The following is a 25,942-nucleotide window of genomic DNA, read 5'->3' on the forward strand; positions in this document are numbered from 1 at the left end:
ACATCATGCCCAGTTTACCTAAAAAATACGGCCAAACGCCACACGGCCCACGCCGCCACCAGTAGTCCGGCGATTAAACGCACCTTGCGGTTTTGCAAAAAGCTTTTCAACTGCGCGGCAAAGAAACCCATTGCGAGCAAATTCGGCAACGTACCCAACGCAAACGCCAGCATATACAGGCCGCCATGCCATGCGTTGCCGCTGCCTAAAGCATACAAAGACGCGCTGTACACCAAACCGCACGGCAGCCAGCCCCACAGCATGCCCACTGCGAAACACGCCGGAATCGAGCGGATGGGTAACAGCTTGTTCAAGACAGGATTTAAGCGCTTCCACACCGGCCGCCCCAACCCTTCGATTTTGGTCGCCACGCTGGAAATGCCCGCCAAATAAAGCCCCAGCAACAACAGCAACACATTGGCCGCAACATACAAAATATTTTGCAGCCAACGCGTTTCATCCAGCGAAATCCCAACTTGCCCAACCAAGCCTAAAATCAAACCAATCAACACATAGCTGCTCACGCGCCCCAAATTCAGCAAAATAATCAGCCCTGCCCGATTCAGATTGGGCGGCAGCTGCAACACAAATGCGCTGCTCAAGCCGCCGCACATGCCTGCGCAATGACCGCCGCCGAAAAAGCCGAGCAGAAAAAGGGTGAGCAAAGTGATTTCGTTGTTCATGGTAGGTTTGCGGGTAAAGTTTCAGATTGTTATTGTAGCAATAATGAAGGCTGGCCGCCTGCATTTGTAAAACAAGGTAATACAAGCCTTGCCCTGCTTGTATTTCGGCGCGTTTCGTATGATTATTGATTTATTCGGATAAACCGAATTTTTTAAACACATTTAAAGGAGTGGATTTATGGGTTTGTTCAGCTTTATTAAAAACGCAGGCGAAAAACTGTTTGGTAAAGACGAAAAAGAAGTGGCGGCACAAGCAGCTGCCAACGTCGATGATTTGAACACCAAAGCAGCGGCTGCTATTCAAACATACATCGAAAAACAAAACTTAGGCCTGACCGGCTTGGCCGTGGCTTTCGATGGCGCCAGCGGTAAAGTAACCTTGAGCGGCTCCGCCCCTTCACAAGAAGCAGCCGAAAAAGCCGTTTTGGCAGCGGGCAACGTGACCGGGGTTTCTGATGTCGACAACAACCTGCAATTCCCTGCCGAAGCAGCAGCACAATACCACGACGTAGTCAGCGGCGACACTTTGTCTGCCATCGCGAAAAAATATTACGGCGATGCCAACCAATACATGAAAATCTTTGAAGCCAACAAACCAATGTTGAGCCACCCTGATAAAATCTACGTGGGTCAGAAATTGCGTATTCCTGCGTAATAAATTGATTTGATGATAAAAGACCGTCTGAAATTTTCTTCAGACGGTCTTTTGTATGGCTATCTAGTCGTTTTGACATAGAAATAAAACAAGGCAACAACGGCTGCCACGTACACCCAACACATGAGTAAGTTGTAACGCTGTATCACATTATTTCTATTTTAAACAAGGGGCTTAGGAAGCAAAAATATTAAATTGGGTTATTTCGAAGCATCTTCATTAATATTTTACCTAAATCTTCATGCCGGTGGTTAAACCTAAACTCCGTTTCTTTGAGATGCAGATAAAACATCTCTTTGGAAATACCATGAAATTTAGCCAAACGCCCCTTAGCATAACTCCAAAAAGATTCAATACCATTGATATGTTGCTTTCCTCGAGCAAACTCATTAGAACCGTGATGAACACGGTAATGCTTTCATAGCCCATATCGACAAGACCGTCATATGCTTTCCAGCCGTCAGTATTGATTTCGCTGTCAGCGGATATGTGGCCGCGTATAACCTTGATGAGTGAAGCTTTCGAAGCGTCCGGAACGATTTCCGTATAGACCACGCCATTGCGTTTCAGTATGCCAAATACGATGGTTCTACCTGACGCTCCGCGACCGCGCTTACCCCTGATACGTCGCGCACCAAAGTAAGATTCATCTAATTCGACCACACCGGACAGTGGTGAGCTTTGTTCGCACAGAGCGGCAATCCTGTGTCTGATTTTCAGGAAAATAGGATTGATGCTGCGTACACTAATGCCGGTCATTTTAGCGGTATCGGAAGCGGTCAAATCAAGAGCGAAACAGCGAATTATTTCTCTAAATTTCTGCTCTGAAATTTTGCTGAACTTTTGATACTTATTTTTTAGTTTCATATTAGGAGCTTATCAGGTTTTTTGATGATTTTGCTTCCTAAGCCCCTAAACAATTACATTATTGATGGTGTTGACGGAAATATGCCCATTCTTCCACCACACTGCCATCGGGTAAGTGGCATTCGCCATATTCATTGTCTCGCGCATCTTTTTTGATTACCGACTTGCCACCCTGCTTCACGCAAAATTCGGCAGCGGGATTAGCCATGCCGACTACCGGCGATTCAGGCTCGTTTTGTTGCGCGCAAGCGGCCAATGCAGCAGTGATAGCAGTCATCATTAAAACTTTCAACATTTTGTTTCCTTTTCATCATTTCAGGCAGGCCGTCTGAAAAACATAAAATCATTTAGGCAGCCTTATCCCACCCAACGCGGCACTTTTTGAAACAACTGATAAAAGTTGTCCGTGGTATACACAGCCACGTCTTCCACCGCTTCGCCACGCAGCTGGGCGATGAATTCAGCGGTATGGCGCACATAAGCCGGCTCGTTGCGTTTACCGCGTTTCGGCACCGGCGCAAGGAAAGGCGCATCGGTTTCCACCAGCATTCTGTCTTTCGGTACATATTTTGCCGCTTCCTGAATCTGCGACGCGTTTTTAAAGGTTACAATCCCGGAAAACGAAATATACAGCCCCAAATCCAATGCACCTTTGGCAAAGGCCACGTCTTCGGTGAAGCAATGAATCACGCCGGAATGGGTTTGGCATTCTTTCAACATACGCAGCGTATCTTCGCCGGCATCGCGGGTATGCACGATTACCGGCAGACCGGTTTCATTTGCCGCTTGAATATGATCGGCAAAACGCTGATGCTGCCAAGCCAAATCGCCTTTGCACCAGTGGTAATCCAAACCGGTTTCCCCAATGCCGACCACTTTCGGATGCTGCGCCTGCGCCACCATTTCGGCCACGGTAAATTCTTCCGCTTCTTCGCTGTCGGGATGCACGCCGATGGTGCAGTAAATCTGCTCGTGTGCTTGGGCGATGGCAAACACTTCATCAAAGCTTTGCTTGCTCACGCTGATGGCGAGCGCTTGCTTGACTTCGTTTTCCGTCATATTAGCCAACACTTCCGGCAAACGGTCGGCCAAGCCTTCAAAATTCAGATGACAATGTGAATCAATAAGTTGCATAAATAAATCGGCTTAAATTAAAGGGTAAACGTGGCGCGGTCGCTGCGCAATGCATTGCCCAGCTCGCCTTCAATAATGGATTTGGTTTGTAGGCAGTTTTCGTGTGATGAAAACGCCAAACCAATGCCTTTCGGGCGGTTGGCCGATGTGCGCGCCGGATTAATCCATGCCACTTTGGTCGGCAAATAGAGCTTGGGATGCTCGCCGATTTCTACCGCCAACAAGATGTCTTCGCCCAGCGAAAACACATCATCGGTCGGCACAAACAGACCACCATGTTCAAAAAACGGCATATAGCAATTGTAAAGCGTGGTTTTTTCTTTTAATTTCAAAGCCATCATCTTGGCTGGAATTTCTTTAGTGCTCATCGGGCGACCTTATTTATTTTGCCAAAAATTGAGATATTCAATCAGGAGATATTCAAGCTGCATTTTAACACTCAAGGTATGATGTCCGTAAGGGCTGAGTTGATTCAGACGGCCTGTGAGTGCAAATAAGCGGTGTGGTTCGGTTTTGGCGGCAACAGCTACCGATTGCGCCGCAAAATCGGGATAATAAAGCGGCGGCATGTTTTGCTGCCCCAAGCCGACATCAATCAACCATTTTTGCAGCCAATCAATGACCACGGCCAGCGGCTGTTTTTGTTTGTCGAACGCCGCCGCATAATCCAGCATCGCCAGCAAACGCGGGGCAGCGAGTATGTTCAACAACTCTTGGCGCGAATCATCCAGCTCAGGTGCAGCATCAAATAAAGGCGCACCACTGTGAAATGCCAGCAACGAAGCCGCATTATCCACACCCTGCCCTTGCAGATAAGCCAAAGCCTCATCACGGCTCGGCGCGGGCAACACCATTTGCCGACAGCGGCTTTTAATCGTCGGCAACAGCTTATCCCGCGCGTGTGTCACCAGCAAAAAAATCACATGCTGTGGCGGCTCTTCCAAGGCTTTAAGCAAACCATTAGCCGCCTGCACATTCATGCTTTCAGCCGGATGCACCAATACCACGCGCCGCCCACCGCGCACTGCAGTAAGATAAATATTTTCGACAATATCGCGCACGGCATCGATTTTAATCTGCAACAATTTTCGCCCCACGCTGCCATCATCCGGCAATTCGGGCGTGAGTTCGTAAAAATCGGGGTGGCTGTTTTGCGAAAACAAATGACACGAAGTGCATTCACCACAAGGCTGATGGTTTTCAGACGGCCTTTCACACAGCAACGCTTGCGCCACATAACGCGCAAACGCCGTTTTACCGGTGTTTTCCTTACCGGTAAACAACCACGCATTGGGCTGGTTTTGCCAATGCGCGGCAAGCTGCTGCCATTCTTGCTGGTGCCACGGATAAATCATGCGCTTGAAAATCGGGTTGAAATAAGCGTTTATTATACAGATAAACAAGAAAGGCCGTCTGAAAATTCAGACGGCCTTTAGGATGGTTGATTAACTACCCTTTTTCAAAATAAACCTTGGTTCGCGTTTAATCAAATAAACCAGCAGCAACACATTACCCAGCGCCACAATCAGATACAGCAAAGTAATGCTTTCAAACAACATCAGCAAGACCGCGCTGAGAATCGCCGCCGTTACCATGAAAATACCGTTGACGATATTGTTGGCCGCCACGGCGTGTGCACGGAAGGTTTCGCTGGAGGCCGTCTGAAGCCATGTATAGAGCGGCACGGAAAAGAAGCCGCCGAAAAAGCCGAGGGCCGTCATGGTCAGCATCACCGGATAAGCATTGGCTTGCGACAAAAACCACATAATGCCGTTCAATTCAGCAAAACGTTGCCCGTGCGTGAGCCACACCAGCAGCAAGCCGCTCACTGTCAAACCAATGGCGCCGACGGTGACCAGCCCCAAGCGCAAATGTTCGTGGCTGAGTTTGGCGCACAATACCGAGCCGATGGCGATGCCGATGGAAAACAAGGCCAGCATCAGGTTAAACACATTATCGTTGCCACCCAGATGGATTTGGGTGAAGGTCGGCAATTGGGTGGTGTAGACCGAGCCGACAAACCAAAACCACGAAATGCCGATAATGGCAGTGAACACAGACTTTTGCGCCACAGTTTCGCGCATTAAATCCATCGTGCCTTTGACGATGTTGAGCTCGATTTTGGTATCCGGCGCTTTGGCGGGCGCCGACGGCATAAACAGGCTGGTCAAGGTGCCGCAAATCGCCACCACCATTACCACCATGCCAACGATATGCGGCGGAATACCTGCCAATGATGTGCCCAAAATCTGGCCGAACAAAATAGCGATAAATGTACCCGATTCAATCAGGCTATTGCCCATCATTAATTCTTTATCATTCAGATAATCAGGTAAAATGGCGTATTTCAACGGGCCGAACAAAGTTGATTGTGTGCCCATGCAAAACAGGCAAAACAGCAACAGCGGCGCGGATTGAATGTAAAAACCATACGCGGCCACACTCATGACGATGATTTCCAACAGCTTAATCCAGCGCGCCAACACGGCTTTATCGAAGCGGTTGCTCAACTGGCCGGACAAAGCGGAAAACAGGAAATACGGCAAGATAAACAGCAACGCGCCCAGATTCAGCATTTGGCTGGCCGGAATCCATTCGTTGCCGCCCAAGCCGTAGAAGCTGATCATCACAAACAGCGCGGTTTTGAACACATTGTCGTTAAACGCGCCGAGAAACTGCGTGCCAAATAAAGGCGCAAAGCGGCGGCTGGTTTTGAAATTCAAATAATCTTTTTTTACGCTCATTTGGTGTCGTCTTTAGCGGAATCTTGTTCTTTTTCCAGCAGTTTGTCGGTGGAATCATCGTCCATCAAAATGCGGTGTGCCGGTCCTTCCAAATCGTCAAACTGGCCGTGTTTGCCCGACCACCAGAAAAAATAGCCGATGATAAAGGCCAAAATGATGCTGATCGGCACCAAAATAAACATACTTTCCATTACATCATCCCTGTTAAATCGTTTAAAACCAGCATTTGGCCGGATAAGGTCAGGTATTCGTTGCGGATGGTGCCGATGTTGGCGTCACCAGCAAAGAGTTCGACGCGGTCTTTTTCCACGCGCCAAAACAGCGGTTCGGCCACTTCCTGCCAAGGTTGCAAGGCAGCAACTGCCGCTTGGTCGCTGGGTGTTTCTTCGCTTTGCAGCTTAACGGCAAACTGCCCGCTCTGCGGCTGCGCTTCGGATTCGTCATCAGCCAGCATGATGAAAAAGCCCAGATGCTCGCCTTGTTGGGTGTGAATACTGAAATAATGCATGGTTTTGTCTTTAAATCATATAAAAGGCCGTCTGAACGGCAAATCAATGCGCTTTGCTTTATGCTTTCAGACGGCCTTCTATCTTAGCATCTTTTTGTGCATAGCTGTTTGCCGTTACCAAAGCTTAAATGAATAGAGCTACATCAAGATAGTCGCCCGGCGGCATTGACTTTTTATATCGAATAGACTAGCCTTTGAATGTTTTTATTAACCTGTTTCAGACGCTTCCCCACGTTTTGGCGATCATGCCACAGGCCGTCTGAAAACCTTTAGGAGCCTACAGATGTCTCAAAAATTGATTTTGGTTTTAAACTGCGGCAGTTCATCGTTAAAAGGTGCTGTTTTGGATAACGACAGCGGCGACGTGTTGCTGAGCTGCTTGGCTGAAAAGCTGGGCTTGCCTGATGCTTACATCACCTTCAAATTCAACGGCGAAAAACACAAAGTTGAATTGGCTGCCAATCCAAACCACACCGGCGCAGTGGAAGCCTTGATGGAAGAATTGAAATCACACGGCTTCGACAGCCAAATCGCTGCCATCGGCCACCGCATCGTCAGCGGCGGCGAAGAGTACAGCGAATCTACTTTGATTACCGAAGATGTGATTGCCGGTATCGAAAAATGCATCCCATTGGCACCTTTGCACAACCCTGCCAACCTGCTGGGCGTGCGTGCCGCGCAAAACATTTTCAAAGGCCTGCCAAATGTGGCCGTATTTGACACCGCGTTCCACCAAACTATGCCGGATCGCGCCTACATGTATGCCGTACCGCGCGAGTTGTACAGCAAATACGGCCTGCGCCGCTACGGTTTCCACGGCACCAGCTACCGCTATGTGTCTGACGAAGCCGCCCGCTTCTTGGGTAAAGACAAAAACGATTTGCGCATGGTGATTGCCCACTTGGGTAACGGCGCATCGATTGCCGCCATCGCCAACGGCGTATGCCAAGACACCAGCATGGGCTTGACCCCGCTAGAAGGCTTGGTAATGGGTACGCGCTCAGGCGACGTTGACCCAGCGGTATTCGGTTTCTTGGCTGAAAACGCCAACATGACCATCGCGCAAGTGACCGATATGCTGAACAAAAAATCAGGCTTGCTGGGCTTGTCTGAATTGTCGAGCGACTGCCGCACCATCGAAGAAGAAGCAGCCAACGGCCACTCTGGCGCAGTATTGGCGCTGGAAGTGTTCTGCTACCGCTTAGCGAAATACATCGGCAGCATGGCAGTTGCCGCAGGCGGTTTGGACGTATTGGCCTTTACCGGCGGTATCGGTGAAAACTCTGAATTGATCCGCAGCAAAGTATTGGGCTACTTGGGCTTCTTGGGCTTGAATGTCGATCAAGATGCCAACTTGGCAGCCCGCTTCGGCAATGCCGGTGTGATTACCACTGCCGACAGCAAAGCCGTTGCTGTGGTGATTCCAACCAACGAAGAATTGATGATTGCACACGACACCGCACGCTTGAGCGGCCTGTAATTCATCCGAAAAAAAAGCCCTGTTGATTGCAACAGGGCTTTTTTGTATTTGTCTTAACCAGTTCAGCAAAAAAGTGGCCGTCTTTCAAGCAGGTGTGATACAGACTTCATCACCAGCTTTTCAGACGGCCTTTGCGTTTTCCGTAATAGTTTTTGGGAGATAATCGGATTTTTAAATCCTGTTGTTGTTTTGATTTGGTAAGATTCGTGTTACTTTTTTTATTCTGTAGATGTCACCACCATCCGAAGATGGTGATGACGTTTTCCCGCAATTTTATTGCTGAGTATTGCAACGGTTTCCCGTTTTATTACTTCCGCGTAATATGTTTGCTTTTTTCATGAAGAAACCCAACAGATTGCCGTATTTTCTTGCGCACCGTTTTGTTTCTTACTGACTATCAAGCAAAGTGTGTGCCAAAAATTTTAAAAGCACACTTTAAATTCATAATATATTGTTTTAAATATATAAAAATATATAAAATACCCATATATCATTAAATATCCATATTACCCGATGGCACACAATTTCGGCAATATGCCTTTTTTTGTCATCTTTTGGTGATTCTCGGCAGGTATGATGTTACTTTTTTTGGCACATGACAGAATTTGTCACTTTTAATAGTTATTTCCAATAAGATAAAAATAAGCAATACGCTGCCATCAAATCTTGACTTAGGCCGTCTGAAATTTTCTAAGCACCTGATTAAGCAAAGAAATTTCACCTGAAAATGATTTTGCTTTGTTCGATTCCCCATCCCATAAACAAGGCCGTCTGAAAGTCATTTGCTTTCAGACGGCCTCAAACTTATCCCACTATCCCAACCATTGCGACACCACATAAATCACCAGCCCGACCAAGCCGCCGACCAGTGTGCCGTTGATGCGGATATACTGCAAATCCTTGCCAACGCTGAGCTCAAGTTTTTCCACCATTTGCGCGCTATCCCAGCTTTTCACTTTATCCGCCACAAATTGCGCGGCCTGTTCTTTATAGCGCATAACGAAATCGCGCACCATCAGCGACAGGCGCACATCGACCCTGCGCATAAACTGCGGATAGGCTTCGGCCTGTGTCAGCATATGATCAAGCAGCTTTTGTAATTGTGCGGCGCACAACGAATCGGTTTTGGCCACATCATTTTCTGCCCAGTTTTGCAGCCCTTTCCAGAAACTTTCCAAGCTGTTTTGCAAGGCCGGTGATTCGGCAATCTGCATTTTGGCCGCTTCCAAACGGCGGTGCCACAAGCGTGAAGTTTGCAGCCGCTCGATAATCGCATCGTATTGCTCGTCAAAACGGCGGCGCATGGCATTGTCGTCGCCCTGCATGGCCGCGGCCAAATAACCATCCGCCCAATCCAAAGCTTTGGCAGCCGCCCAATCATCCACTTTTTCCACCACCGTCGATTTCAGCGCGGCTTTAAATTTATCCCATGTACTCGGGGCATCGCTTTCGATTTTGGCCGCCCACTCGCGCAGGTTTTGCTCCAGCATTTCGCGCGTTTCCGGATTTTTCAGCCAGCGGCGCAATTGCTTCAATAAGCCGTAATACAGGGTTTCGTGCATGCCGTGGGCTTTAAGCAGAATCAGGCCGTCTGAAAGCGTTTTGGCAATTTTTTCACCGTTGTATTGCTGCGCCAACATCATGCCGGAAAAGCGCGCCACTTGCTCGGGCTTGGCAATATTCAGCAACAACGGAATCTGCTTGGCCGCCCACGGCAGCCATTGGCTGCGCACCGATTCACTTGCCAGCCAGCCCAACAACTTCTCACTCGGCTGCGCCTGATACACCCTGAGCGCAATCGGTTTGCCCTGCAAAAAGTTGTTTTCGATAAACCGCCCCAACTCATCGGCAATCCGCGCCTGATTGCGCGGCAAAATGGCGGTATGCGGAATCGGCAAGCCCAAAGGCCGTCTGAACAGCGCAGTCACGGCAAACCAATCGGCCAGTGCACCCACCATCGCCGCTTCGGAAAAGGCTTTCACATACGCCAGCCAAGGATAATGCTTGAGATACAGCGTGGACAACACAAACAATACACAAGCAACCAGCAGCAAGCCGGTTGCCCAACGGCGGCTGCGACGCAACCGCGCCTTGGCCTGCGCCAAGCGCACTTCTGCCGATAATGTGTGCATAATGTTCCTTTATGTGGCAACCAATAATGAAATTATAACGCAGGCCGTCTGAAACCGCTTGCCCTCATTTGCTTAATTTTTAGGCATGGTATTTTTATGTTGAGATTTCATCAAGATAGATGAGTTATCAACAGAATGCACACAATGCTTGCCAGCGATACTGTGATCAAACACAATCCCTGCTTAAATTTTAAGCAGAATTATTTTTCGTTTATCTTTCAATAGCCAAGGCGATTTATACACAGGCTGCACACAGTTTTGATGATGGGAATTGTGTGTTTTTTATTTCAGACGGCCTTGTTTTCCATATTATTAATCTGCTTAAATTTTAAGCAATTTAATTTTTCATATATCTTTCAAAGCCCAAACCTACTTTTCCACAGCTTGCTGACAGCTTGTCTCAATATTCTGTCTATATCTTTTCTATGGCAAAAAGGCCGTCTGAAACCATATGGTTTCAGACGGCCTTTTAAACTCACTCAAAAATTAAGCGATAGACGCATCCAAGAATGCAGTCAATTGGCCTTTTGCCAACGCGCCCACTTTAGTGGCTACATTTTGACCGTCTTTGAATACCATCAAAGTCGGGATACCGCGCACACCGAATTGGTTCGGGGTATTTTGGTTGTCGTCGATGTTGATTTTAATCACTTTCACTTTACCTTGGTATTCAGCGGCAACATCGTCCAAAATCGGGGCAATCATTTTGCAAGGGCCGCACCATGGTGCCCAGAAATCCAACAATACCGGCACGTCTGATTTCAAAACGTCTTGTTCGAAGTTGGCATCAGTGGTGTGTACAATCAGTTCGCTGCTCATAGTGTTTCCTTTCAGATGAGGGTTTTTGTATATTGGCAGAATAGGGCTAATGGCGGAAAATTTCAAGCCCCTGCGTGCAACAATAGATTTTGCGTATAAGCGGCATGAGGATTTGCAAACACCGCATCCAAATCCCCTTCTTCGACAATCTGCCCGTCTTTCAACACCATCACGCGGTGCGACAGAGCGCGAATCACCGCCAAATCATGGCTGATGATGATGAGGCTCAAGCCGTGCTGACGCTGCAAATCGGCCAGCAAGGCCAAAATTTGCTGCTGCCATTGCACATCAAGCGCGCTGGTCGGCTCGTCGAGCACCAAAATTTTCGGGCGCACAATAATTGCGCGTGCAATGGCGAGACGTTGGCGTTGGCCGCCGGAAAACGCATGGGGATAACGCGTCATCACATCTTCAGGCAACCCGACTTGACGCAAGGTTTCTGCTACCCGCGCGTGCATGGCTTCGCGACTCAACTGCGGCTCGTGTACACGTAAGGCCTCGGCCACAATATCAAACACATTCATGCGCGGATTAAATGCGCCAAACGGGTCTTGAAACACCATTTGGATTTCTTTGCGCAATTCAGACCGCCATGCTTGGCCGTTGATTTTCAGACGGCCTTCCGACTCCATCAAACGCATTACCGCTTTGGCCAGCGCGGTTTTGCCGCTGCCACTCTCGCCGATAATGCCCAAGGTTTCGCCCGCTTTCAAATGAAAATCCAAGGGCTGCAGGAGCGTTTTGCGGCGTTTCTTAAACCAACCGGCCTGCTCTTTTACCGCCACGCTGATGGCTTCGCCTTCCAACACCGTCGCAGGATTTTGCGGCAAATCCACCACCTGCCGCACCGCGCCGGCATTGAGCAGCATTTTGGTGTATTCATGTTGAGGCCGTCTGAACACGTCTTCCACGCTACCCTGCTCGACAATGCGGCCATGCTGCATCACTACCACGTCATCGGCAAAACGGCGCACCAAATTCAAATCGTGGCTGATGTACACCAAAGTCATGCCGCGCGCCTGTTGCAAGCGCGACAATAAATCAAGAATCTGCGCCTGCACTGCCACATCCAGCGCGGTAGTCGGCTCATCGGCAATCAACAATTTCGGTTCTGCCGCCACCGCCATCGCAATCATCGCCCGCTGCCGCTGTCCGCCGGATAATTGAAACGGATAGGCAAAGGCTTTTTCTTCGGGCTGCTGAATGCCGGTTTCACGCAACAGCTCCACGGCGCGCGCCCATGCCTGTTTGGCGGTCAATCCCAAATGCAGCGTCAACACTTCGGCAATTTGTTTGCCCACGCGCATCACGGGGTTTAAGGCCGTCATCGGCTCTTGGAACACCATGCCGATGTCGTGACCGCGCAGCTTTTGCAGATTACGCTCAGGTAGCGTCAACAAATCCGTGTCTTCAAATTTCAGACGGCCTGTTAACGACACCGCCGGATTCAGCCGCATGATACCCTGCGCCAACACAGTTTTGCCGCTGCCGCTCTCGCCGACAATCGCCAGCTTGCGCCCGGCTTGCACAGTAAGATTGATGTCGTGCAATACCTGTTTGCCCGGGAATGAAGCATTCAGATTTTCGATGTGTAAAATCGGGGTCATGATGGATTCCATAGCATAAAAGCGTGATTGGCCAACCACGCTTTTCAGACGGCCTTATCCGGCCGATTGCTCTGCTTGCAACTGCTGCTTCAATATGCGTTTCAACACCTTGCCGGTGGCGTTTTTTGGCAGCTCGTCTTTAAAATAAATGTGCTTGGGCACTTTAAAATTCGCCAGATTTTTACGCAAATAAGCGCGCACTTCTTTTTCATCCAGCGTCATTTTGTCTTTGATCTGCACAAAGGCAACGATTTCTTCATCGGCATATTGGTCTTTCACACCAATCACCGCCGCGGCTTCCACCGCATCCATTTTATACAGCACTTCTTCAATTTCGCGCGGATAAATGTTTTGGCCTTTGGAAATAATCAAATCTTTTTTGCGGTCGACAATGAAAATAAAGCCATCATCATCAATTTGCACCAAATCGCCTGTGCGCAGCCAGCCGTTGACAATCGCTTCATCGGTCGCGCCCGGCATATTCAGATAGCCCTGCATCACCGCATCGCTTTTGACGATGAGTTCACCCACGCCGCCTTTTTCCACTTCCATCAATTCGTCATCAACCGCTTTGATTTGGTAGCCCGGCAAGGGTTTGCCCACACTGCCGACTTTCTGCTGCTCCAGCGTGTTGACAGAAACCACCGGTGAACACTCGCTCAAACCATAACCTTCAATCAGTTTGGCTTTGGGGAACTTGGCCTTGAAATCCAAAATGGTTTGCTCGGCCAAAGGTGCACCCCCGCTCACAAACAAGCGCACACGATTGAACCAGCGGAAATACCACGGAATTTTCGCCTTGCCCATTGCGGTGTAAATCGCCGGTACACCCAAGAAAATGGTCGCGCGCTTGAGCAAAACCTGTTTCAACACATTGGAAAACGGAAACACCGATTTCACCAAGATAATCGAGCAGGCCATATAAATCGGCAGCAACACCATCGCCGTCAGCGTGAAGCTGTGGAACATCGGTAGGAACACGACAAAGCGGTCTTTACGCGAAATTTTAAACACCTGCTCCACGCCTTGCAGATTGGAAAACAGGTTTTTATAGGTAATCAGCGCACCCTTAGGATGACCCGTGGTGCCCGATGTGTAGATAATGTGCGCCAAATCATCAATGGCGGGCTGATGGCTTAAATCCGGCTTTTCCGGAAACGACAAAGCCGCCGAAAAATTGCCGTGTTTTGGATTAGCCAACGGTTTATCGCCGATCCAAATGATTTTCTCCAGCTTGGTTTTGTCTTCCAAGCCTTTGATTTCTTTCAGGCCGTCTGAAGCAAACAAAAACTTGGCACCGCAATCATTGAGAATATAGGCAAATTCATCGTTTTTCAAAAACGTGTTCATTGGCACCGCCACCGCGCCCAGCGCCGTAACAGCAAAGTAAGCCACGATAAATTCAGGTGAATTCGATACCGCCAGTGCCACTTTGTCGCTAAACTTTACATCAATGCTTTGCAAATAAGCGGAGACCGCATCGACTTTCTGCTTAAGCTCGCGATAGCTGATTTTTTCCTGATCATTGAAAATAGCTGTATTTTTGGCGGATTTATGGTTTGCCGCCGACAACATTTGGTAAAAATTACAATAAAGATAATTCATAAAGTTTTCTTATTGGAATGATTTGATATGCCCAGCATGAACGCCCGTTGGCGAGCCGCCTGTATTTTATAGAATCGGCATAAAGAAAGTAAGGCATCTCGCGTAAAAACAAGCAAGTTCTGATGAGATTTTCGGCAAACAGGCAAGATTATTCGGCAAAGGCCGTCTGAAATCAATTCCGCGCCCGCACGTCAAACGCATGGCGCAAGCCTTCGCCTACCATCACCAACAGCAGCAACATCACCGTCAACGCGCCGACTGCCGACAAGCCTATCCACCATGCATCGAGATTATCTTTGCCCTGCGCCAACAGTTCGCCCAAGCTGGCTTGCGAAGCGGGCACACCCAGTCCCAAAAAGTCCAAACTGGTTAAGGCCAATACCGCGCCGGAAATGCGGAACGGCAAAAATGCCAACACCGGCGTGAGGCTGTTGGGCAGAATGTGCCGCCACATAATCGTGCCGTTGCCCACGCCCATGCTTTTTGCCGCCAACACATAATCGGCCTGACGGTTTTTCAAAAATTCGGAGCGGACATAGTCCGACAAGCCCATCCAGCCAAACAGCGACAGCAACAACAATAAAATCAGCAAGCTCGGATTAAAAAATGACGACAAAATAATCAGCAGATAAAGCTCGGGCAAACCGCCCCAGATTTCCAAAAAACGCTGAATCAGCAAATCGGTTTTTCCGCCGAAATAGCCCTGCACCGCGCCCATCACCACGCCGATAAACGTGGTAACGGCGGTCAAGGCCAAGGCAAACAGTAGCGAATCACGGAAACCATACACCAAACGCGCCAGCACATCGCGGCCGCGGTCGTCCGTACCCAACCAATGCCGTTCAGACGGCCTTGCCGGATCGGATTGGGTGTCGAAATCGTTTAAAGTGTTGGCGGCGTAAGGGTTAGGCAGGTAAAGGGCGAAATTGCCGTCGGACGTAATATTTTGGCGGATTAAGGGATCGAGATAATCGACAGGCGTGTCGAAATCGCCGCTAAATTCGGTTTCATGATAAGTATTGACGAGCGGAAAATAGGTTTTGCCCTGATACTGAATCCACAGCGGCTTGTCGTTGCTCCACAGTGGCGCGGCCAACGCCACGGCAAACAGCACCGCCAGCACACGCAAGGCCAACCAACCGCGCTTGTGCTGCTTAAAAGCCTGCCATGTGGGATTTTGGGAAAGTGTCTTCATCGTTGTGCTTTTGAGGCCGTCTGAAAGGTTTCAGACGGCCTGTTACCATTCTTTTTCATGCAGTAAAAAATCTGCCCGCTTGCCGTCATCAGTTGTAATCGTAATTTCAATATCGTTATCCAAACGCCAGCGGCGGTCGGTTACTTTACCCAATACTTTTGATTGACCTGTTTCATACGTGATGATGTATTGATTTTTATCGTTGACACCGCACATTCCACCGCAGCAAGTCCAGTTGGATAATTCTAAAGAATCACCGCCTATCGGCCTTGCCCATACTTCACCGGTAATGGCTTTATCAGTCGTGCGGTATTGCGCATATATCCACCCTCCAGCAAATACAGCCAATACCATACCCAGTAAAATTTTACGTTTTCTGCTCATTTTTACCTCCTACTTCTGCCCGCCAAAATGAATGCGCGGATCCACCCACGAATAGGAAATATCCGACAACAATTTCGCCAGCAGCCCCATCAGCGTGAACACATACAGCGTGCCCATCACCACCGGATAATCGCGTTTCATTACTGCTTCATAGGACAACAAGCCCAGCCCGTCGAGCGAAAACAGCGTTTCAATTAGCAGGCTGCCGGTGAAAAACGCGCCGATAAAGGCTGCCGGAAAGCCGGTAATCAGCGGAATCATGGCATTGCGGAACACGTGCTTCCACAAAATCTGCCTCTCCGGCAAGCCTTTGGCACGGGCGGTATAGACGTATTGACGGCGGATTTCTTCGAGAAATACGTTTTTGGTCAACACCGTCATCACCGCCAGATTACCGGCCACCGAAGCGGTAATCGGCAAGGCCATGTGCCACAGATAATCTTTGATTTTGGCAAACGTGCTGAAATTTTCCCAGTCATCACTCACCAACCCGCCCTGCGGAAACCACGAGAAAAAGCTGCCGCCGCCAAACAACACCAGCAACACCAAACCCAACACAAACGGCGGAATGGTATAGCCGACCAACACCACCATGCCGGTGAGCATATCAAAACGGCTGCCGTCGCGCACCGCCTTGGCAATGCCGAGCGGAATGCAAATCAGATAGGTCAGGAAAAACGTCCACAGCCCCAAGCTCATCGACACGGGCATTTTTTCTTTCACCAATTCAAACACCGTTTGATGATGAAAAAAGCTCTCGCCCAAATCAAAGCGGGCAAAACGGCCGACCATCTCGACAAAACGCGTCAACGGCGGTTTGTCAAACCCATAAAGCGCATTCAACGCCGCCATGTCATCGGCGCTTAAGTTGCCCGATTTCATCATATTTGTCGCACCGCTGCCCGCTTCGCCCACCGCCGCGCTTTGGGTCAACTGCTGCACCATCTGCTCTACCGGCCCACCCGGCACGAATTGGATAATCGCAAACGTTACCGCCAGAATACCGAGCAGCGTGGGGATTAACAGTAATAAGCGTTGGAAAATATAACGCCACATGGGATTTGCTTTCTTGAGTGTTGAGGCCGTCTGAAAAAGGTTTAAGGTTTTCAGACGGCCTATTGCGCTTATCAATGGCTCAATGATGTGTTTGCCGTGTATTAACTGTTCAGACGGCCTTACTCCATCGCTTCATTCAATTTCTGCTGAATCAAATCCGCGTCAAACGATTTGGCAATCAGTTCAAAACGCGAATCACGTCGCCATGAAACTTGGTTCGCGCCCCATTGGCCGTCCACCCAGTTGAGCCACACCCATGTACCGAGCACTTGAAACACGCCTTTAGCGCGTACTAAGCCTTCGGTCATTTTCGGCAGGTCGTTGAAAAAGTGGGTCAGACGTTCGCCGTCAAATTCTTTACCGGCAGGGAAAGTGAAGCCTTCGGATTGGAAACCCATGGTGTTGTCAGGCAAAGCTTTGATGCGGTAACGTGATTTTTCCACCACCGGAATATCCAGCCATTGGATATCAAGCTGGGCATTTTGCACTTCAACCACTTTGGCTTTCGGTGGGAACAATTTGGCCGCTTTGTCGTGGAATTCGGCCATTTGCTCAGGCGTGCACAAATCGGTTTTGCTGGCCACCAGTACATCGCACACGCCGATTTGGTCTTTATACAAGGCTTGGTTGGCATAATTCGGATCGATAAATTGGCGCGGATCAACCACGGTAAACACGGCGGCGATTTCCACCAAATCTTTCAACGGCGGCGCTTTGAGTTCGTCAATCACGCTGGCAGCGTGTGCCAAACCGCTGGCTTCAATCATCAGGCGGTCGGGTTCGGCATCGCGCAGCATTTTTTGCACGGTGCTGCCCATTTGTGCACCGGCGGTACAACACAGGCAACCACCGGCGATTTCGGCCACGGGAATGCCGTCGTCGCTCAATACCGCGCCGTCAATACCGATTTCGCCAAATTCGTTGACGATAATCACCCATTTTTCATTCGGGTCTTTTTGCGCCATCAGGCTTTTGAGCGCGGTGGTTTTGCCGGTGCCCAAGAAGCCGGAAATCAGGTGGACTTTGGTTTTCTTTACTGACATTTCTTGCAAATTCCTGTTAAAACAACGTGTTCTTCTTTCAAGGCAAAGCCGCTTTCGGCCACACCGGCACGCAAGGCCGTCCATTCTTGGCTTAAGGTTTGCTCATCGACCGCGCCGCATTCGGTGCACACCAAAATAAACGCGCTGTGGTGGGTGGCGATTTCTTCGTCGTCATGGCAATGGTCGCCGCACTCATGCTGCGCGTGGCTGCACAATACATAACCATTCACCGCCGCCACTTTGTGCAACACGCCCTGCTCCGCCCAAAAATCTAAGGCGCGGTAGGCGGTAGGCGGTGCGACCACGCCTTCGCTTTGCTGCTGCATCAGCGACAACACATTGTAGGCTTTAATCACGCCGGTTTGCTGCAACACGATATCCAGCACCTGCTCGCGCAAAGCAGTCACCTGCGCGCCGTCGATGCGGGCTTGTTCTAAAATTTTCTGTTTCAAAGGATTCATAACGGGCTTTCAGACGGCCTTTTCAGATGGCCTTATTATAGCGTGTTTGTATGCATTCAGATACATCAAGGCCGTCTGAAAGCCTTGTGCTGCTTTCAGACGGCCTATGAAGAAAACTTATTTAAACCACGATTTGATTTTGCCGAATAATGAGGTGCTTTGTTTCTCAAAGCTCTCTTCCGCCACCGCCACAGCAGTGGTTTCTTCTTTGGTAACTTTGAGCGGGTTAAACGTTTGCGCCACCGGCATGATTTCAATGGCATTGACGTTCATGTGCGCCGGACGCTGATACAGCCACAAAGCGGTGTCGGCAATGTCTTGCGGGCGGATAAACTGCACGTTTTTATACAAATCGGCCGCGCGTTCGTCGTCGCCTTTGAAGCGCACATTGGAAAACTCGGTATCGCCGCACAAGCCCGGCTCGATGTTGGTCACGCGGATGTTTTTACCTGCCAAATCCGCGCGTAGATTCAGACTAAACTGGCGCACAAATGCTTTAGTCGCGCCATACACATTGCCGCCCGGATAAGGGTAAGTGCCGGCAATCGAACCTAAATTCATGATGTAGCCCTGATTGCGTTCCACCATCTGCGGCAACACTTGGCGCGTGAGAAAAGTCAGGCCGACGATGTTGGTCTGGATCATGGTTTCCCAATCGCCGAAATCGGCTTTGTCGGCATTGTCTAAGCCTAAGGCCAAACCGGCATTATTGATCAGGCAATCGATTTCGCTGAAGTTTTCCGGCAAGCTGTCGAGCGCGTTGCGGATGGATTCGGTTTTGGATACGTCCATTTCCAGCGCGTAGAACTGGCCGCCCAATTCATCGGCCAATGCCTGTAATTTGTCCAAACGGCGCGCCGCACCGATGACATGGTAGCCTGCCGCCACAAAACTGCGGCACATCGCCTCGCCGAATCCGGCAGAAGCGCCGGTAATCAAAATCGCCATACTGTTTCCTTTCGTTTTTCACACGGTTTTCAGGTATGATTGCATCATGTTATTTTTCAGACGACCCGAGATCTCCGAGACCTCGCCGTCTTCAATCAAAACAATCATACCACAAGGACACACCATGAAAATCAAAACTTCCCTGATTTTAGCGGCCACCGCTGCTTTTGCTCTTTCCGCCTGCGGCGGCGCACCAGCCGAACCTAAAGGGGCGATTTCCGAAGAGCGCACCGCCGCGTTCAAATCGATGATGCCGGAATTCATGAGCATGGGCAAAATGGTGAAAGGCGAAGAAACTTACGTGGTCGAAACCTTCAAAGCCAACGCCGCCAAATTTGCCGAAAGCAGCAAAAAGCCTTTTGAGCATTTCCAATCCGACCCTCAAGGCAACGGCGATGCACTGCCGGCCATTTGGGCAGATGAAGCCAAGTTCAAAGCCGAAGAAGAAGAATTCCACGCAGCCGTGGCCAAGCTCAACGAAGCGGCACAAGGCGGTAATTTGGAAACCATCAAAGCCGCTTACGGCGAAGTGGGCGCAAGCTGCAAATCGTGTCACGATGTGTACCGCAAGCCGAAATAATCGGTTTTTTCGACATAATCAAGGCCGTCTGAATATTCAGACGGCCTTGATTATGTTGATTTCAATGCCGTAAACTCTTCATGGTCAACACCACCGCAGCCATCACCACCGCAATTGAAACCGCAAAATAAAGCGTTTCCAAAGTCGCACCGGCAGCCGCAATCTGCTCCAAAAACATGATTGCCAAAATCAGAGACGACACTTGCAAAATAATGATTTTCAAATCATGGAAACTACCAATATGCAAGGCTTTAAGAAACCGCGAATCATTATTCGGCTTGGCAGAAATAAAAAAGTGGTAGTGCGCAATACTGATGATTTGAAAAGTCAGCGCAATCAGCAAAACATCTAATATTTTCAGCAACATCACCGCCTGATATTGCACATCACTCGGTTCGCTGGGCAAGTTTTTAAAAAAGCCGACAATAAAATGCAATACCGCATTAATCGAAGCGATGTAAAGCAAAATCGAGGCGATAAAGCTGACAATCACAATAATCAACACCATCCAGCGGCTGTTTCTGAAAATATTTTCTAACATGCTTCTCCTATCTTGTCTTCGACTCTTTAAACGATGTACGACTTGGTCAAACATGAGTAACACAGGCTGTCTGAGATGTTTCAGACGGCCTGTATTTTCGGGTTTAGATTCAATCAGGCATCAAGCCCAATAGATTCAAACCTTACAGCTTCCATTCGCTCAATTTGGCTTGGTATGCATCCAAATCGGCAATTGGACGGGTCGCTACACCGCTTTCCATCGCGGCTTTAGCAGTCGCCGCAGCAACGCGTGGCAACAGGCGTGAATCGAATGGGGTTGGAATCAGGTAATCCGCACCGAATTCAAATTTCTTGCCGTAAGCAGCAGCCACTTCTTCGGTTACTTCTTCCATCGCCAAATCAGCCAAGGCATACACGCAAGCCAGTTTCATTTCTTCGTTGATGGTGGTTGCACCGCAATCCAACGCACCACGGAAGATGAATGGGAAGCACAATACGTTGTTCACTTGGTTCGGGAAGTCGGAACGACCGGTACCGATTACCACGTCTGGACGGGTTTCTTTCGCCAATGGTGGCATGATTTCAGGATTTGGGTTGGCCATGGCAAATACGATTGGTTTGTCGTTCATGCTCAACAGCATTTCTGGTGTCAGCAAGTTGGCACCTGACAAGCCCAAAAAGATGTCTTTGCCTTTTACAGCATCGGCCAAGTTACGTGCACCGGGGTCTTCTACCGCGTAGAATTTTTTCGATTCGTCCATGCGGTCTTTGTCTTCGCGGGTTTGGTAAATCACACCTTTAGAGTCGCACACGGTCACGTTTTCACGTTTCAGGCCGACTGCCAACAATTGGTTCAAACACGCAATCGCAGCAGCACCTGCGCCGGAACACACCAAAGTGGCTTCGCTGATGTCGCGGCCGGTGTGGCGCAAAGCATTCAATACAGCGGCAGCGGTGATGATGGCGGTGCCGTGTTGGTCGTCGTGGAATACTGGAATTTTGCAGCGTTTGCGCAATTCGCTTTCGATGTAGAAGCACTCAGGGGCTTTGATGTCTTCCAAGTTGATACCGCCGAAAGTCGGCTCCAATGCAGCGATGATGTCGACTAATTTTTGTGGGTCTTTTTCGTCGATTTCAATATCAAATACATCCACGCCGGCGAATTTTTTGAACAATACGCCTTTGCCTTCCATAACAGGCTTACCGGCCAATGCGCCAATGTTGCCCAAGCCTAAAACGGCGGTACCGTTGGAAATCACGCCAACCAAATTACCTTTAGAAGTGTATTTGTAGGCGGCTTGTGGGTCGGCTTCGATTTCCAAGCAAGGGAATGCAACACCCGGAGAGTAGGCCAATGCCAAATCTTCCGAAGTGCTCAGAGATTTTGTCGGGGTAACGGATACTTTACCCGGAACGGGGAATTCGTGAAATTTCAGTGATGCTTCTTTTAATGTGTTTTCCATTAGGATAATCCTGTTGCAATAATTTACGCTGTGAAGAGTGTATGCCGTCTGAAAATCGGTCAGGCGGTAGTATACAAAAGCAAGTAAATATCTATGATTTCAAGCCGATGTAATTAGACGTAATTTTAACATGCAACCTGAAGCGGGCATACCGATAATTTGATTATTTTTGTCAACAATAGGAAAGTATTTGATAAGACGCAATAAAGGCCGTCTGAAAAACCTTCATTGTGTTTTTCAGACGGCCTTTTGTTTAATTTTGAATCAAAGCCCGAAATGGCGGCTTAATGCCGTTTCAATATCCTGTTTAACCTGTTCGCGCTCACGATTGCTGTCAATCACGGCGTAGCGGTTTGGCGCGGCGGCGGCACGGTTGAGATACACCTCGCGCACGCGCACAAAAAAATCGGCCTGCTCTTGCTCGAAGCGGTCTTTTTCGCGGCTCTTATTGATGCGCGCCATCGACACCTCAAGTGGCACATCCAGCAACACCGTCAAATCCGGTCGCAAACTTTCCTGCACCCAGTTTTCCAATACTTCAATATCCTGCAACGGCACACCGCGGCCGCCGCCCTGATAGGCAAACGTGGCATCGGTAAAACGGTCGGACACCACATGAATGCCTTTTTCCAACGCCGGCAAAATCACGTCTTCCAAATGCTGCTGGCGCGCGGCAAACATCAGTAACGTTTCTGCCCGCAGGCTGACTTGGGTTTGCGGATTCAGCAACAATTCGCGCAAGGCTTCGCCCATTGCTGTGCCGCCCGGCTCGCGCGTAAACACCACTGGCAATCCGCGTTCATCAAACCATGCCTGCATCACGGCCAAATTGGTTGATTTTCCGGCACCGTCTATGCCGTCGAGCGTAATGAATTGGGCGTTCATGGGATTCCTTTAATCTAAATAATAGCCGTCTGAAATTCTACAATAATATTGTATTTTCAGACGGCCTTTCATTGATACTAAAATTACTTTTTCAAAATATACTTACGCACAGCGGCGTTGTGTTCATCCAAAGTATGGCTGAATTGACTCAAGCCGGTGCCATCCATACGGGACACAAAATACAGGTATTTCTCAGTCGAAGGATGCGCGGCGGCTTCCAACGCGGCTTTGCCCGGCAAGGCAATCGGGGTCGGCGTGAGACCGGCCCGAGTATAAGTATTGTAAGGTGTATCGCGGCGTAAATCGGCTTTGCTGATTTTGCCCTGATACGCTGCACCCATGCCGTAAATTACAGTAGGATCGGTTTGCAGGCGCATGCCGATGGCCAAACGATTTTTAAACACCGACGACACATGCGCGCGATCGGCCGGATGGCCGGTTTCTTTTTCGATGATGCTCGCCATAATCAGCAATTCATACGGATTTTTATATGGCAAACCGCTTTGACGCTCATCCCATGCGGCGCTAAGTTCGCACTGCATGGTTTTATAGGCCAAACGGTAAATCTGAATATCGCTGCTGTCGGCATCGATTTCGTAGCTATCCGGGAAGAACTGGCCTTCCGGATTCGGATTCAGCGCCTCCGGCGCGATTTCAGCCATCAGCTTTTCATCGCTCCATTGGGCGGTGTCGTGCTGAATGCTCTCGGTTTCGTTGATGATTTTGCGCATGGTGGCAAAACGCATGCCTTCAACAATTTTCACGCTTACGGTATCCGGACGGCCGCTGCGTAATTTTTGCAACACATCCCACGCCGAAGCTTTGGCCGGCATACGGTAGGTACCTGCTTTTAATTGATCGTGCATACCGGTTGCATACGCGGCCAACATTAAAACATGGCGGTTGTAAATCAAGTCGTCGTCAGCCAATTTGCGGCTCACCGATGAAATGCCTTGGTTTTTAGCCACTTTTACGCGATAGGTTTTGCCGTTGTCTTTCGGCACGAACAACAACGCCGTCACCGTAGCAATTACGGCCAGCAAAAACACCAGCAGCCATTTCAACAATTTATTCAACATGGTAGGATGTGTTATTAAGTTTAATCGGGCGACAGTATAACCGAATGCGCTGTCTTTGCCGAAGATTTACACTTAACGCAGCATTTATCGAATAAAAGTATTAAAGGCCGTCTGAAACATGAATTTCGCATCTTCTTGGCAACAAGGCCGTTGGTCGGCTGCCCGCCAAGCCCATTCTCCCAATTTTGAAACGCGCCCTGCCGGCGAGAAAATCTCGCTGGTGGTGCTGCACAATATTTCCCTGCCGCCCTTTGAATATGGCAACGGCGCGGTAGAAAAGCTGTTTACCAACCAAATCCAGCCGCAAGAACATCCGTTTTTCAGCGTAATTCACACCTTGCGCGTCTCCAGCCATTTTTTCATCACCCGCGAAGGAGAAGCGGTACAATTCGTTTCGTGCGACGATATGGCCTACCATGCCGGAGTATCGTCATTTCAAGGACGGGAAAAATGTAACCAGTTTTCCATCGGCATTGAAATGGAAGGCTGCGATTTTGAGCCGTTTACTGAAGCACAATACCAAACCTTGCACCATCTATTAAATGCATTACAAGCACATTACCCTATCGAGGCTGTCACCGGTCATCAGGATATTGCCCCCGACCGCAAAACCGATCCGGGTCATTTTTTCGATTGGGCGCGTTTAATCAAAGCGGGTTTTCCTGTCGAGCGTTGACTTTTTCAGACGGCCTGAAGCAAAGTTGCCGCCGGTTTTATGCTTAATGCTGTCAGAACAGGTAAATTTCGTTATAATCCGAACATTACCGTGATGTCCCGATTGCGGTTCAAGTCCGGCATTGCGCCACTCCAGAAATTACTTCCCCGAGAGTGCCCACCATGATTATTATCGTTTTAGGCTTGGCTATTATTTTAGCTGTGATTGCCTACAATATGTATCAAGAAAACCAATACCGCAAACAAGTGCGCGAACAATTCGGCCACTCCGATAAAGATGCGCTGTTGGCCAGCAAAACCAACCATGTGCGCGACGGCAAAGAATCCGGCGGCCACGGTTTGTTGTTGAAAAAGAAAAAAAAAGCCGAAGACGCTGCTTTGCGCAACCTGCAAGAGCAAGATGAAATTTATGCCGCCAAAGCCAAATTGGCGAAACCATCGGCCATCAAAACCGATATTGAATTGGCGATGGAAGACGATTTCACCGAAGAACAAGTGCAACACACCGTCATCGGTTTAAACAATGAAATCAACACTCAAGCTACGCCTACTGCCCATCACGGCAATTTAGTGAGCTTGGATGAATTGGTGCAAGTTGAATTGCCTTGGTTTGACCCGCGCTTTGATTATCTGGCCTACATCGCGTTGAATGAAGCGCAAGAGCTGCATGCCTTGCCGCGCTTATCTAACCGTCACCGCTTCCAAATCATCGGCTGCACCATGGACGACCGTTTCCAAGTGGCCGAGCCGATTCCGGGCGTGTATTACCAAGGTTTCGTAATGGGCTTGCAAGCCGTTAGCCGCAATGGTTTGGCTTCTGAAGAAGAATTAGATCAATTCAACCAACAAGTTTCTGCCTTTGCCCAATTGGTTGGCGGTCAAGTGCGTTGCACCGATTTACCGGCTTTTGTTGAAGTGGCCCAAGCGCTCGACAGCTTCTGCGAACGCGTTGACCAAACCATCGCCATCCACTTGGTATCGCGCTCCAGCATCAGTGGTTTGGAATTGCGTTCCGCTGTGGAAGGCGTGGGTTTCAATTTGGCTGAAGACGGCACGTTCCACTACCCTGATGAAAACGGCAATCCAATGTTTATCTTGGCATCGCTCGATAATTCACCCTTTACCGGTGCATTGCTGAACAACCAAGCCTATCGCGGCTTCAGTATGCTGTTTGATATTCCGCATATTCCGGCCGGTGAAAAAACTTTCGACCTGTTTATGGACTTGGCGGTTAAATTGTCCGGCCAACTGAGCTTAGATTTGGTCAACGACAAAATGGAAGAAGTGTCTACCCCTTGGCTGAAAGACGTGCGCAATTATGTATTGGCGCGTCAGGAAGAAATGCTGAAAGTGGGCATCAAACCGGGCAGCAAACAATCGCTACGTTTGTTCTCATAACGCCATTTTTCTCAAAAAAAAGCGGATATGCACAACAGCG

Annotated in this window: 27 protein-coding genes and 1 pseudogene; 5 read left to right on the forward strand and 23 right to left on the reverse strand. The window is 49.2% G+C overall.

Going from position 1 to position 25,942, the window contains the following annotated elements; genetic code table 11:
• Positions 1 to 14 precede the first annotated feature (14 nt).
• The gene (locus GJV52_RS01355; protein ID WP_095502855.1) at positions 15 to 683 is read right to left on the reverse strand and encodes a sulfite exporter TauE/SafE family protein; all 669 of its coding nucleotides are present in this window, start codon (positions 681 to 683) and stop codon (positions 15 to 17) included.
• A gap of 178 nt (positions 684 to 861) precedes the next feature.
• Here GJV52_RS01355 and lysM point away from each other — a divergent pair, with 178 nt between their 5' ends.
• Positions 862 to 1,338 carry a peptidoglycan-binding protein LysM gene (lysM, locus tag GJV52_RS01360; protein WP_095502856.1) on the forward strand — a complete coding sequence of 159 codons (477 nt, stop codon included), beginning with the start codon at positions 862 to 864 and terminating at the stop codon, positions 1,336 to 1,338.
• Between the two features lie 190 nt (positions 1,339 to 1,528).
• Here the strand turns inward: lysM and GJV52_RS01365 are convergent.
• The 8 genes and pseudogenes from GJV52_RS01365 to GJV52_RS01400 all read right to left on the reverse strand — a co-directional run bounded on the left by GJV52_RS01365 (position 1,529) and on the right by GJV52_RS01400 (position 6,591).
• Positions 1,529 to 2,205 (reverse strand): annotated as a pseudogene (locus tag GJV52_RS01365) (IS1595-like element ISNme3 family transposase).
• Positions 2,206 to 2,263: 58 nt separating this feature from the next.
• Positions 2,264 to 2,500, reverse strand: coding sequence for a putative hemolysin (locus GJV52_RS01370; RefSeq protein WP_095502857.1), 237 nt, complete (start codon positions 2,498 to 2,500; stop codon positions 2,264 to 2,266).
• A gap of 62 nt (positions 2,501 to 2,562) precedes the next feature.
• Positions 2,563 to 3,339: a TatD family hydrolase gene (locus tag GJV52_RS01375; RefSeq protein WP_095502858.1), complete on the reverse strand. Its 777-nt coding sequence runs from the start codon at positions 3,337 to 3,339 to the stop codon at positions 2,563 to 2,565.
• Positions 3,340 to 3,356: 17 nt separating this feature from the next.
• Positions 3,357 to 3,707 (reverse strand): PilZ domain-containing protein, encoded by a 351-nt coding sequence (locus GJV52_RS01380; protein WP_095502859.1) that lies wholly within the window; start codon positions 3,705 to 3,707, stop codon positions 3,357 to 3,359.
• 9 nt (positions 3,708 to 3,716) lie between these two features.
• Complete coding sequence (locus tag GJV52_RS01385) at positions 3,717 to 4,694, reverse strand: DNA polymerase III subunit delta' (RefSeq protein ID WP_095502860.1); 978 nt, start codon at positions 4,692 to 4,694, stop codon at positions 3,717 to 3,719.
• Positions 4,695 to 4,784: 90 nt separating this feature from the next.
• Complete coding sequence (locus tag GJV52_RS01390; protein WP_100563282.1) at positions 4,785 to 6,083, reverse strand: MFS transporter; 1,299 nt, start codon at positions 6,081 to 6,083, stop codon at positions 4,785 to 4,787.
• Positions 6,080 to 6,274 (reverse strand): cbb3-type cytochrome oxidase assembly protein CcoS, encoded by a 195-nt coding sequence (gene ccoS, locus GJV52_RS01395; protein ID WP_095502862.1) that lies wholly within the window; start codon positions 6,272 to 6,274, stop codon positions 6,080 to 6,082. Before ccoS ends, GJV52_RS01390 begins: the two co-directional genes overlap by 4 nt.
• On the reverse strand, positions 6,274 to 6,591 hold the full coding sequence (locus tag GJV52_RS01400; RefSeq protein ID WP_095502863.1) for an HLGFF motif protein: 318 nt from the start codon (positions 6,589 to 6,591) through the stop codon (positions 6,274 to 6,276). The genes ccoS and GJV52_RS01400 overlap by 1 nt, the downstream gene beginning before the upstream one ends.
• Before the next feature lie 283 nt (positions 6,592 to 6,874).
• Here GJV52_RS01400 and GJV52_RS01405 point away from each other — a divergent pair, with 283 nt between their 5' ends.
• Positions 6,875 to 8,071 carry an acetate kinase gene (locus tag GJV52_RS01405; protein ID WP_095502864.1) on the forward strand — a complete coding sequence of 399 codons (1,197 nt, stop codon included), beginning with the start codon at positions 6,875 to 6,877 and terminating at the stop codon, positions 8,069 to 8,071.
• Between the two features lie 812 nt (positions 8,072 to 8,883).
• Here GJV52_RS01405 and GJV52_RS01410 read toward each other — a convergent pair.
• The 10 genes from GJV52_RS01410 to GJV52_RS01455 all read right to left on the reverse strand — a co-directional run bounded on the left by GJV52_RS01410 (position 8,884) and on the right by GJV52_RS01455 (position 19,321).
• Complete coding sequence (locus GJV52_RS01410) at positions 8,884 to 10,203, reverse strand: DUF445 domain-containing protein (RefSeq protein WP_100563280.1); 1,320 nt, start codon at positions 10,201 to 10,203, stop codon at positions 8,884 to 8,886.
• A 486-nt stretch (positions 10,204 to 10,689) separates the two neighbouring features.
• Positions 10,690 to 11,022 (reverse strand): thioredoxin TrxA, encoded by a 333-nt coding sequence (gene trxA / locus GJV52_RS01415; protein ID WP_095503665.1) that lies wholly within the window; start codon positions 11,020 to 11,022, stop codon positions 10,690 to 10,692.
• A gap of 62 nt (positions 11,023 to 11,084) precedes the next feature.
• Positions 11,085 to 12,632, reverse strand: a complete 1,548-nt coding sequence (locus tag GJV52_RS01420) for an ABC transporter ATP-binding protein (RefSeq protein ID WP_100563286.1) — start codon at positions 12,630 to 12,632, stop codon at positions 11,085 to 11,087.
• 51 nt (positions 12,633 to 12,683) lie between these two features.
• Entirely contained in the window at positions 12,684 to 14,234 is a 1,551-nt protein-coding gene (locus tag GJV52_RS01425; protein ID WP_100563278.1) for a fatty acid--CoA ligase, read from the reverse strand.
• A 172-nt stretch (positions 14,235 to 14,406) separates the two neighbouring features.
• Positions 14,407 to 15,429, reverse strand: coding sequence for an ABC transporter permease (locus tag GJV52_RS01430; RefSeq protein WP_100563276.1), 1,023 nt, complete (start codon positions 15,427 to 15,429; stop codon positions 14,407 to 14,409).
• A gap of 42 nt (positions 15,430 to 15,471) precedes the next feature.
• Positions 15,472 to 15,813 carry a hypothetical protein gene (locus tag GJV52_RS01435; protein ID WP_095503662.1) on the reverse strand — a complete coding sequence of 114 codons (342 nt, stop codon included), beginning with the start codon at positions 15,811 to 15,813 and terminating at the stop codon, positions 15,472 to 15,474.
• Positions 15,814 to 15,822: 9 nt separating this feature from the next.
• Complete coding sequence (locus tag GJV52_RS01440; protein WP_095503661.1) at positions 15,823 to 16,869, reverse strand: ABC transporter permease subunit; 1,047 nt, start codon at positions 16,867 to 16,869, stop codon at positions 15,823 to 15,825.
• Positions 16,870 to 16,988: 119 nt separating this feature from the next.
• On the reverse strand, positions 16,989 to 17,912 hold the full coding sequence (locus GJV52_RS01445) for a CobW family GTP-binding protein (protein ID WP_100563275.1): 924 nt from the start codon (positions 17,910 to 17,912) through the stop codon (positions 16,989 to 16,991).
• Complete coding sequence (locus GJV52_RS01450) at positions 17,903 to 18,373, reverse strand: Fur family transcriptional regulator (RefSeq protein ID WP_095503659.1); 471 nt, start codon at positions 18,371 to 18,373, stop codon at positions 17,903 to 17,905. The genes GJV52_RS01445 and GJV52_RS01450 overlap by 10 nt, the downstream gene beginning before the upstream one ends.
• A 117-nt stretch (positions 18,374 to 18,490) precedes the next feature.
• Positions 18,491 to 19,321, reverse strand: coding sequence for an SDR family oxidoreductase (locus GJV52_RS01455; protein ID WP_095503658.1), 831 nt, complete (start codon positions 19,319 to 19,321; stop codon positions 18,491 to 18,493).
• 130 nt (positions 19,322 to 19,451) lie between these two features.
• On the opposite strand from GJV52_RS01455, the gene GJV52_RS01460 reads away from it, so the two are divergent.
• Positions 19,452 to 19,901 carry a c-type cytochrome gene (locus GJV52_RS01460; protein WP_195690075.1) on the forward strand — a complete coding sequence of 150 codons (450 nt, stop codon included), beginning with the start codon at positions 19,452 to 19,454 and terminating at the stop codon, positions 19,899 to 19,901.
• A 61-nt stretch (positions 19,902 to 19,962) separates the two neighbouring features.
• On the opposite strand, the gene GJV52_RS01465 is transcribed toward GJV52_RS01460, so the two are convergent.
• The 4 genes from GJV52_RS01465 to mltG all read right to left on the reverse strand — a co-directional run bounded on the left by GJV52_RS01465 (position 19,963) and on the right by mltG (position 23,829).
• Positions 19,963 to 20,442, reverse strand: coding sequence for a YqhA family protein (locus GJV52_RS01465; RefSeq protein WP_157798110.1), 480 nt, complete (start codon positions 20,440 to 20,442; stop codon positions 19,963 to 19,965).
• 142 nt (positions 20,443 to 20,584) lie between these two features.
• Positions 20,585 to 21,865, reverse strand: coding sequence for a malic enzyme-like NAD(P)-binding protein (locus GJV52_RS01470; RefSeq protein WP_095503655.1), 1,281 nt, complete (start codon positions 21,863 to 21,865; stop codon positions 20,585 to 20,587).
• Positions 21,866 to 22,129: 264 nt separating this feature from the next.
• Entirely contained in the window at positions 22,130 to 22,750 is a 621-nt protein-coding gene (gene tmk / locus GJV52_RS01475) for a dTMP kinase (RefSeq protein WP_095503654.1), read from the reverse strand.
• An 83-nt stretch (positions 22,751 to 22,833) separates the two neighbouring features.
• Positions 22,834 to 23,829: an endolytic transglycosylase MltG gene (gene mltG, locus GJV52_RS01480; protein WP_100563271.1), complete on the reverse strand. Its 996-nt coding sequence runs from the start codon at positions 23,827 to 23,829 to the stop codon at positions 22,834 to 22,836.
• 118 nt (positions 23,830 to 23,947) lie between these two features.
• Between mltG and ampD the strand changes: the two genes are divergently transcribed.
• Together ampD and GJV52_RS01490 are read left to right on the forward strand one after the other, a co-directional pair.
• Complete coding sequence (gene ampD / locus GJV52_RS01485; protein WP_100563269.1) at positions 23,948 to 24,505, forward strand: 1,6-anhydro-N-acetylmuramyl-L-alanine amidase AmpD; 558 nt, start codon at positions 23,948 to 23,950, stop codon at positions 24,503 to 24,505.
• A 161-nt stretch (positions 24,506 to 24,666) separates the two neighbouring features.
• Positions 24,667 to 25,902 (forward strand): cell division protein ZipA C-terminal FtsZ-binding domain-containing protein, encoded by a 1,236-nt coding sequence (locus tag GJV52_RS01490; protein ID WP_095503651.1) that lies wholly within the window; start codon positions 24,667 to 24,669, stop codon positions 25,900 to 25,902.
• The last annotated feature ends 40 nt before the right edge of the window (positions 25,903 to 25,942 follow it).

Source organism: Neisseria brasiliensis, from assembly GCF_009671065.1.
GTDB classification, from domain to species: Bacteria; Pseudomonadota; Gammaproteobacteria; order Burkholderiales; family Neisseriaceae; genus Neisseria; species Neisseria brasiliensis.

Excerpts from the sequence above, each read along its gene's own strand:
- trxA (WP_095503665.1), bottom strand. The coding sequence starts at position 11,022 with ATGAGCAGCGAACTGATTGTACACACCACTGATGCCAACTTCGAACAA.
- GJV52_RS01435 (WP_095503662.1), bottom strand. The coding sequence starts at position 15,813 with ATGAGCAGAAAACGTAAAATTTTACTGGGTATGGTATTGGCTGTATTT.
- GJV52_RS01385 (WP_095502860.1), bottom strand. The coding sequence starts at position 4,694 with ATGATTTATCCGTGGCACCAGCAAGAATGGCAGCAGCTTGCCGCGCAT.
- GJV52_RS01370 (WP_095502857.1), bottom strand. The coding sequence starts at position 2,500 with ATGTTGAAAGTTTTAATGATGACTGCTATCACTGCTGCATTGGCCGCT.
- GJV52_RS01455 (WP_095503658.1), bottom strand. The coding sequence starts at position 19,321 with ATGGCGATTTTGATTACCGGCGCTTCTGCCGGATTCGGCGAGGCGATG.
- ampD (WP_100563269.1), top strand. The coding sequence starts at position 23,948 with ATGAATTTCGCATCTTCTTGGCAACAAGGCCGTTGGTCGGCTGCCCGC.
- GJV52_RS01445 (WP_100563275.1), bottom strand. The coding sequence starts at position 17,912 with ATGTCAGTAAAGAAAACCAAAGTCCACCTGATTTCCGGCTTCTTGGGC.
- GJV52_RS01380 (WP_095502859.1), bottom strand. The coding sequence starts at position 3,707 with ATGAGCACTAAAGAAATTCCAGCCAAGATGATGGCTTTGAAATTAAAA.
- GJV52_RS01375 (WP_095502858.1), bottom strand. The coding sequence starts at position 3,339 with ATGCAACTTATTGATTCACATTGTCATCTGAATTTTGAAGGCTTGGCC.
- GJV52_RS01430 (WP_100563276.1), bottom strand. The coding sequence starts at position 15,429 with ATGAAGACACTTTCCCAAAATCCCACATGGCAGGCTTTTAAGCAGCAC.
- GJV52_RS01355 (WP_095502855.1), bottom strand. The coding sequence starts at position 683 with ATGAACAACGAAATCACTTTGCTCACCCTTTTTCTGCTCGGCTTTTTC.
- GJV52_RS01440 (WP_095503661.1), bottom strand. The coding sequence starts at position 16,869 with ATGTGGCGTTATATTTTCCAACGCTTATTACTGTTAATCCCCACGCTG.
- GJV52_RS01490 (WP_095503651.1), top strand. The coding sequence starts at position 24,667 with ATGATTATTATCGTTTTAGGCTTGGCTATTATTTTAGCTGTGATTGCC.
- lysM (WP_095502856.1), top strand. The coding sequence starts at position 862 with ATGGGTTTGTTCAGCTTTATTAAAAACGCAGGCGAAAAACTGTTTGGT.
- GJV52_RS01390 (WP_100563282.1), bottom strand. The coding sequence starts at position 6,083 with ATGAGCGTAAAAAAAGATTATTTGAATTTCAAAACCAGCCGCCGCTTT.
- mltG (WP_100563271.1), bottom strand. The coding sequence starts at position 23,829 with ATGTTGAATAAATTGTTGAAATGGCTGCTGGTGTTTTTGCTGGCCGTA.
- GJV52_RS01400 (WP_095502863.1), bottom strand. The coding sequence starts at position 6,591 with ATGCATTATTTCAGTATTCACACCCAACAAGGCGAGCATCTGGGCTTT.
- GJV52_RS01410 (WP_100563280.1), bottom strand. The coding sequence starts at position 10,203 with ATGCACACATTATCGGCAGAAGTGCGCTTGGCGCAGGCCAAGGCGCGG.
- ccoS (WP_095502862.1), bottom strand. The coding sequence starts at position 6,274 with ATGGAAAGTATGTTTATTTTGGTGCCGATCAGCATCATTTTGGCCTTT.
- GJV52_RS01425 (WP_100563278.1), bottom strand. The coding sequence starts at position 14,234 with ATGAATTATCTTTATTGTAATTTTTACCAAATGTTGTCGGCGGCAAAC.
- GJV52_RS01450 (WP_095503659.1), bottom strand. The coding sequence starts at position 18,373 with ATGAATCCTTTGAAACAGAAAATTTTAGAACAAGCCCGCATCGACGGC.
- tmk (WP_095503654.1), bottom strand. The coding sequence starts at position 22,750 with ATGAACGCCCAATTCATTACGCTCGACGGCATAGACGGTGCCGGAAAA.
- GJV52_RS01465 (WP_157798110.1), bottom strand. The coding sequence starts at position 20,442 with ATGTTAGAAAATATTTTCAGAAACAGCCGCTGGATGGTGTTGATTATT.
- GJV52_RS01405 (WP_095502864.1), top strand. The coding sequence starts at position 6,875 with ATGTCTCAAAAATTGATTTTGGTTTTAAACTGCGGCAGTTCATCGTTA.
- GJV52_RS01470 (WP_095503655.1), bottom strand. The coding sequence starts at position 21,865 with ATGGAAAACACATTAAAAGAAGCATCACTGAAATTTCACGAATTCCCC.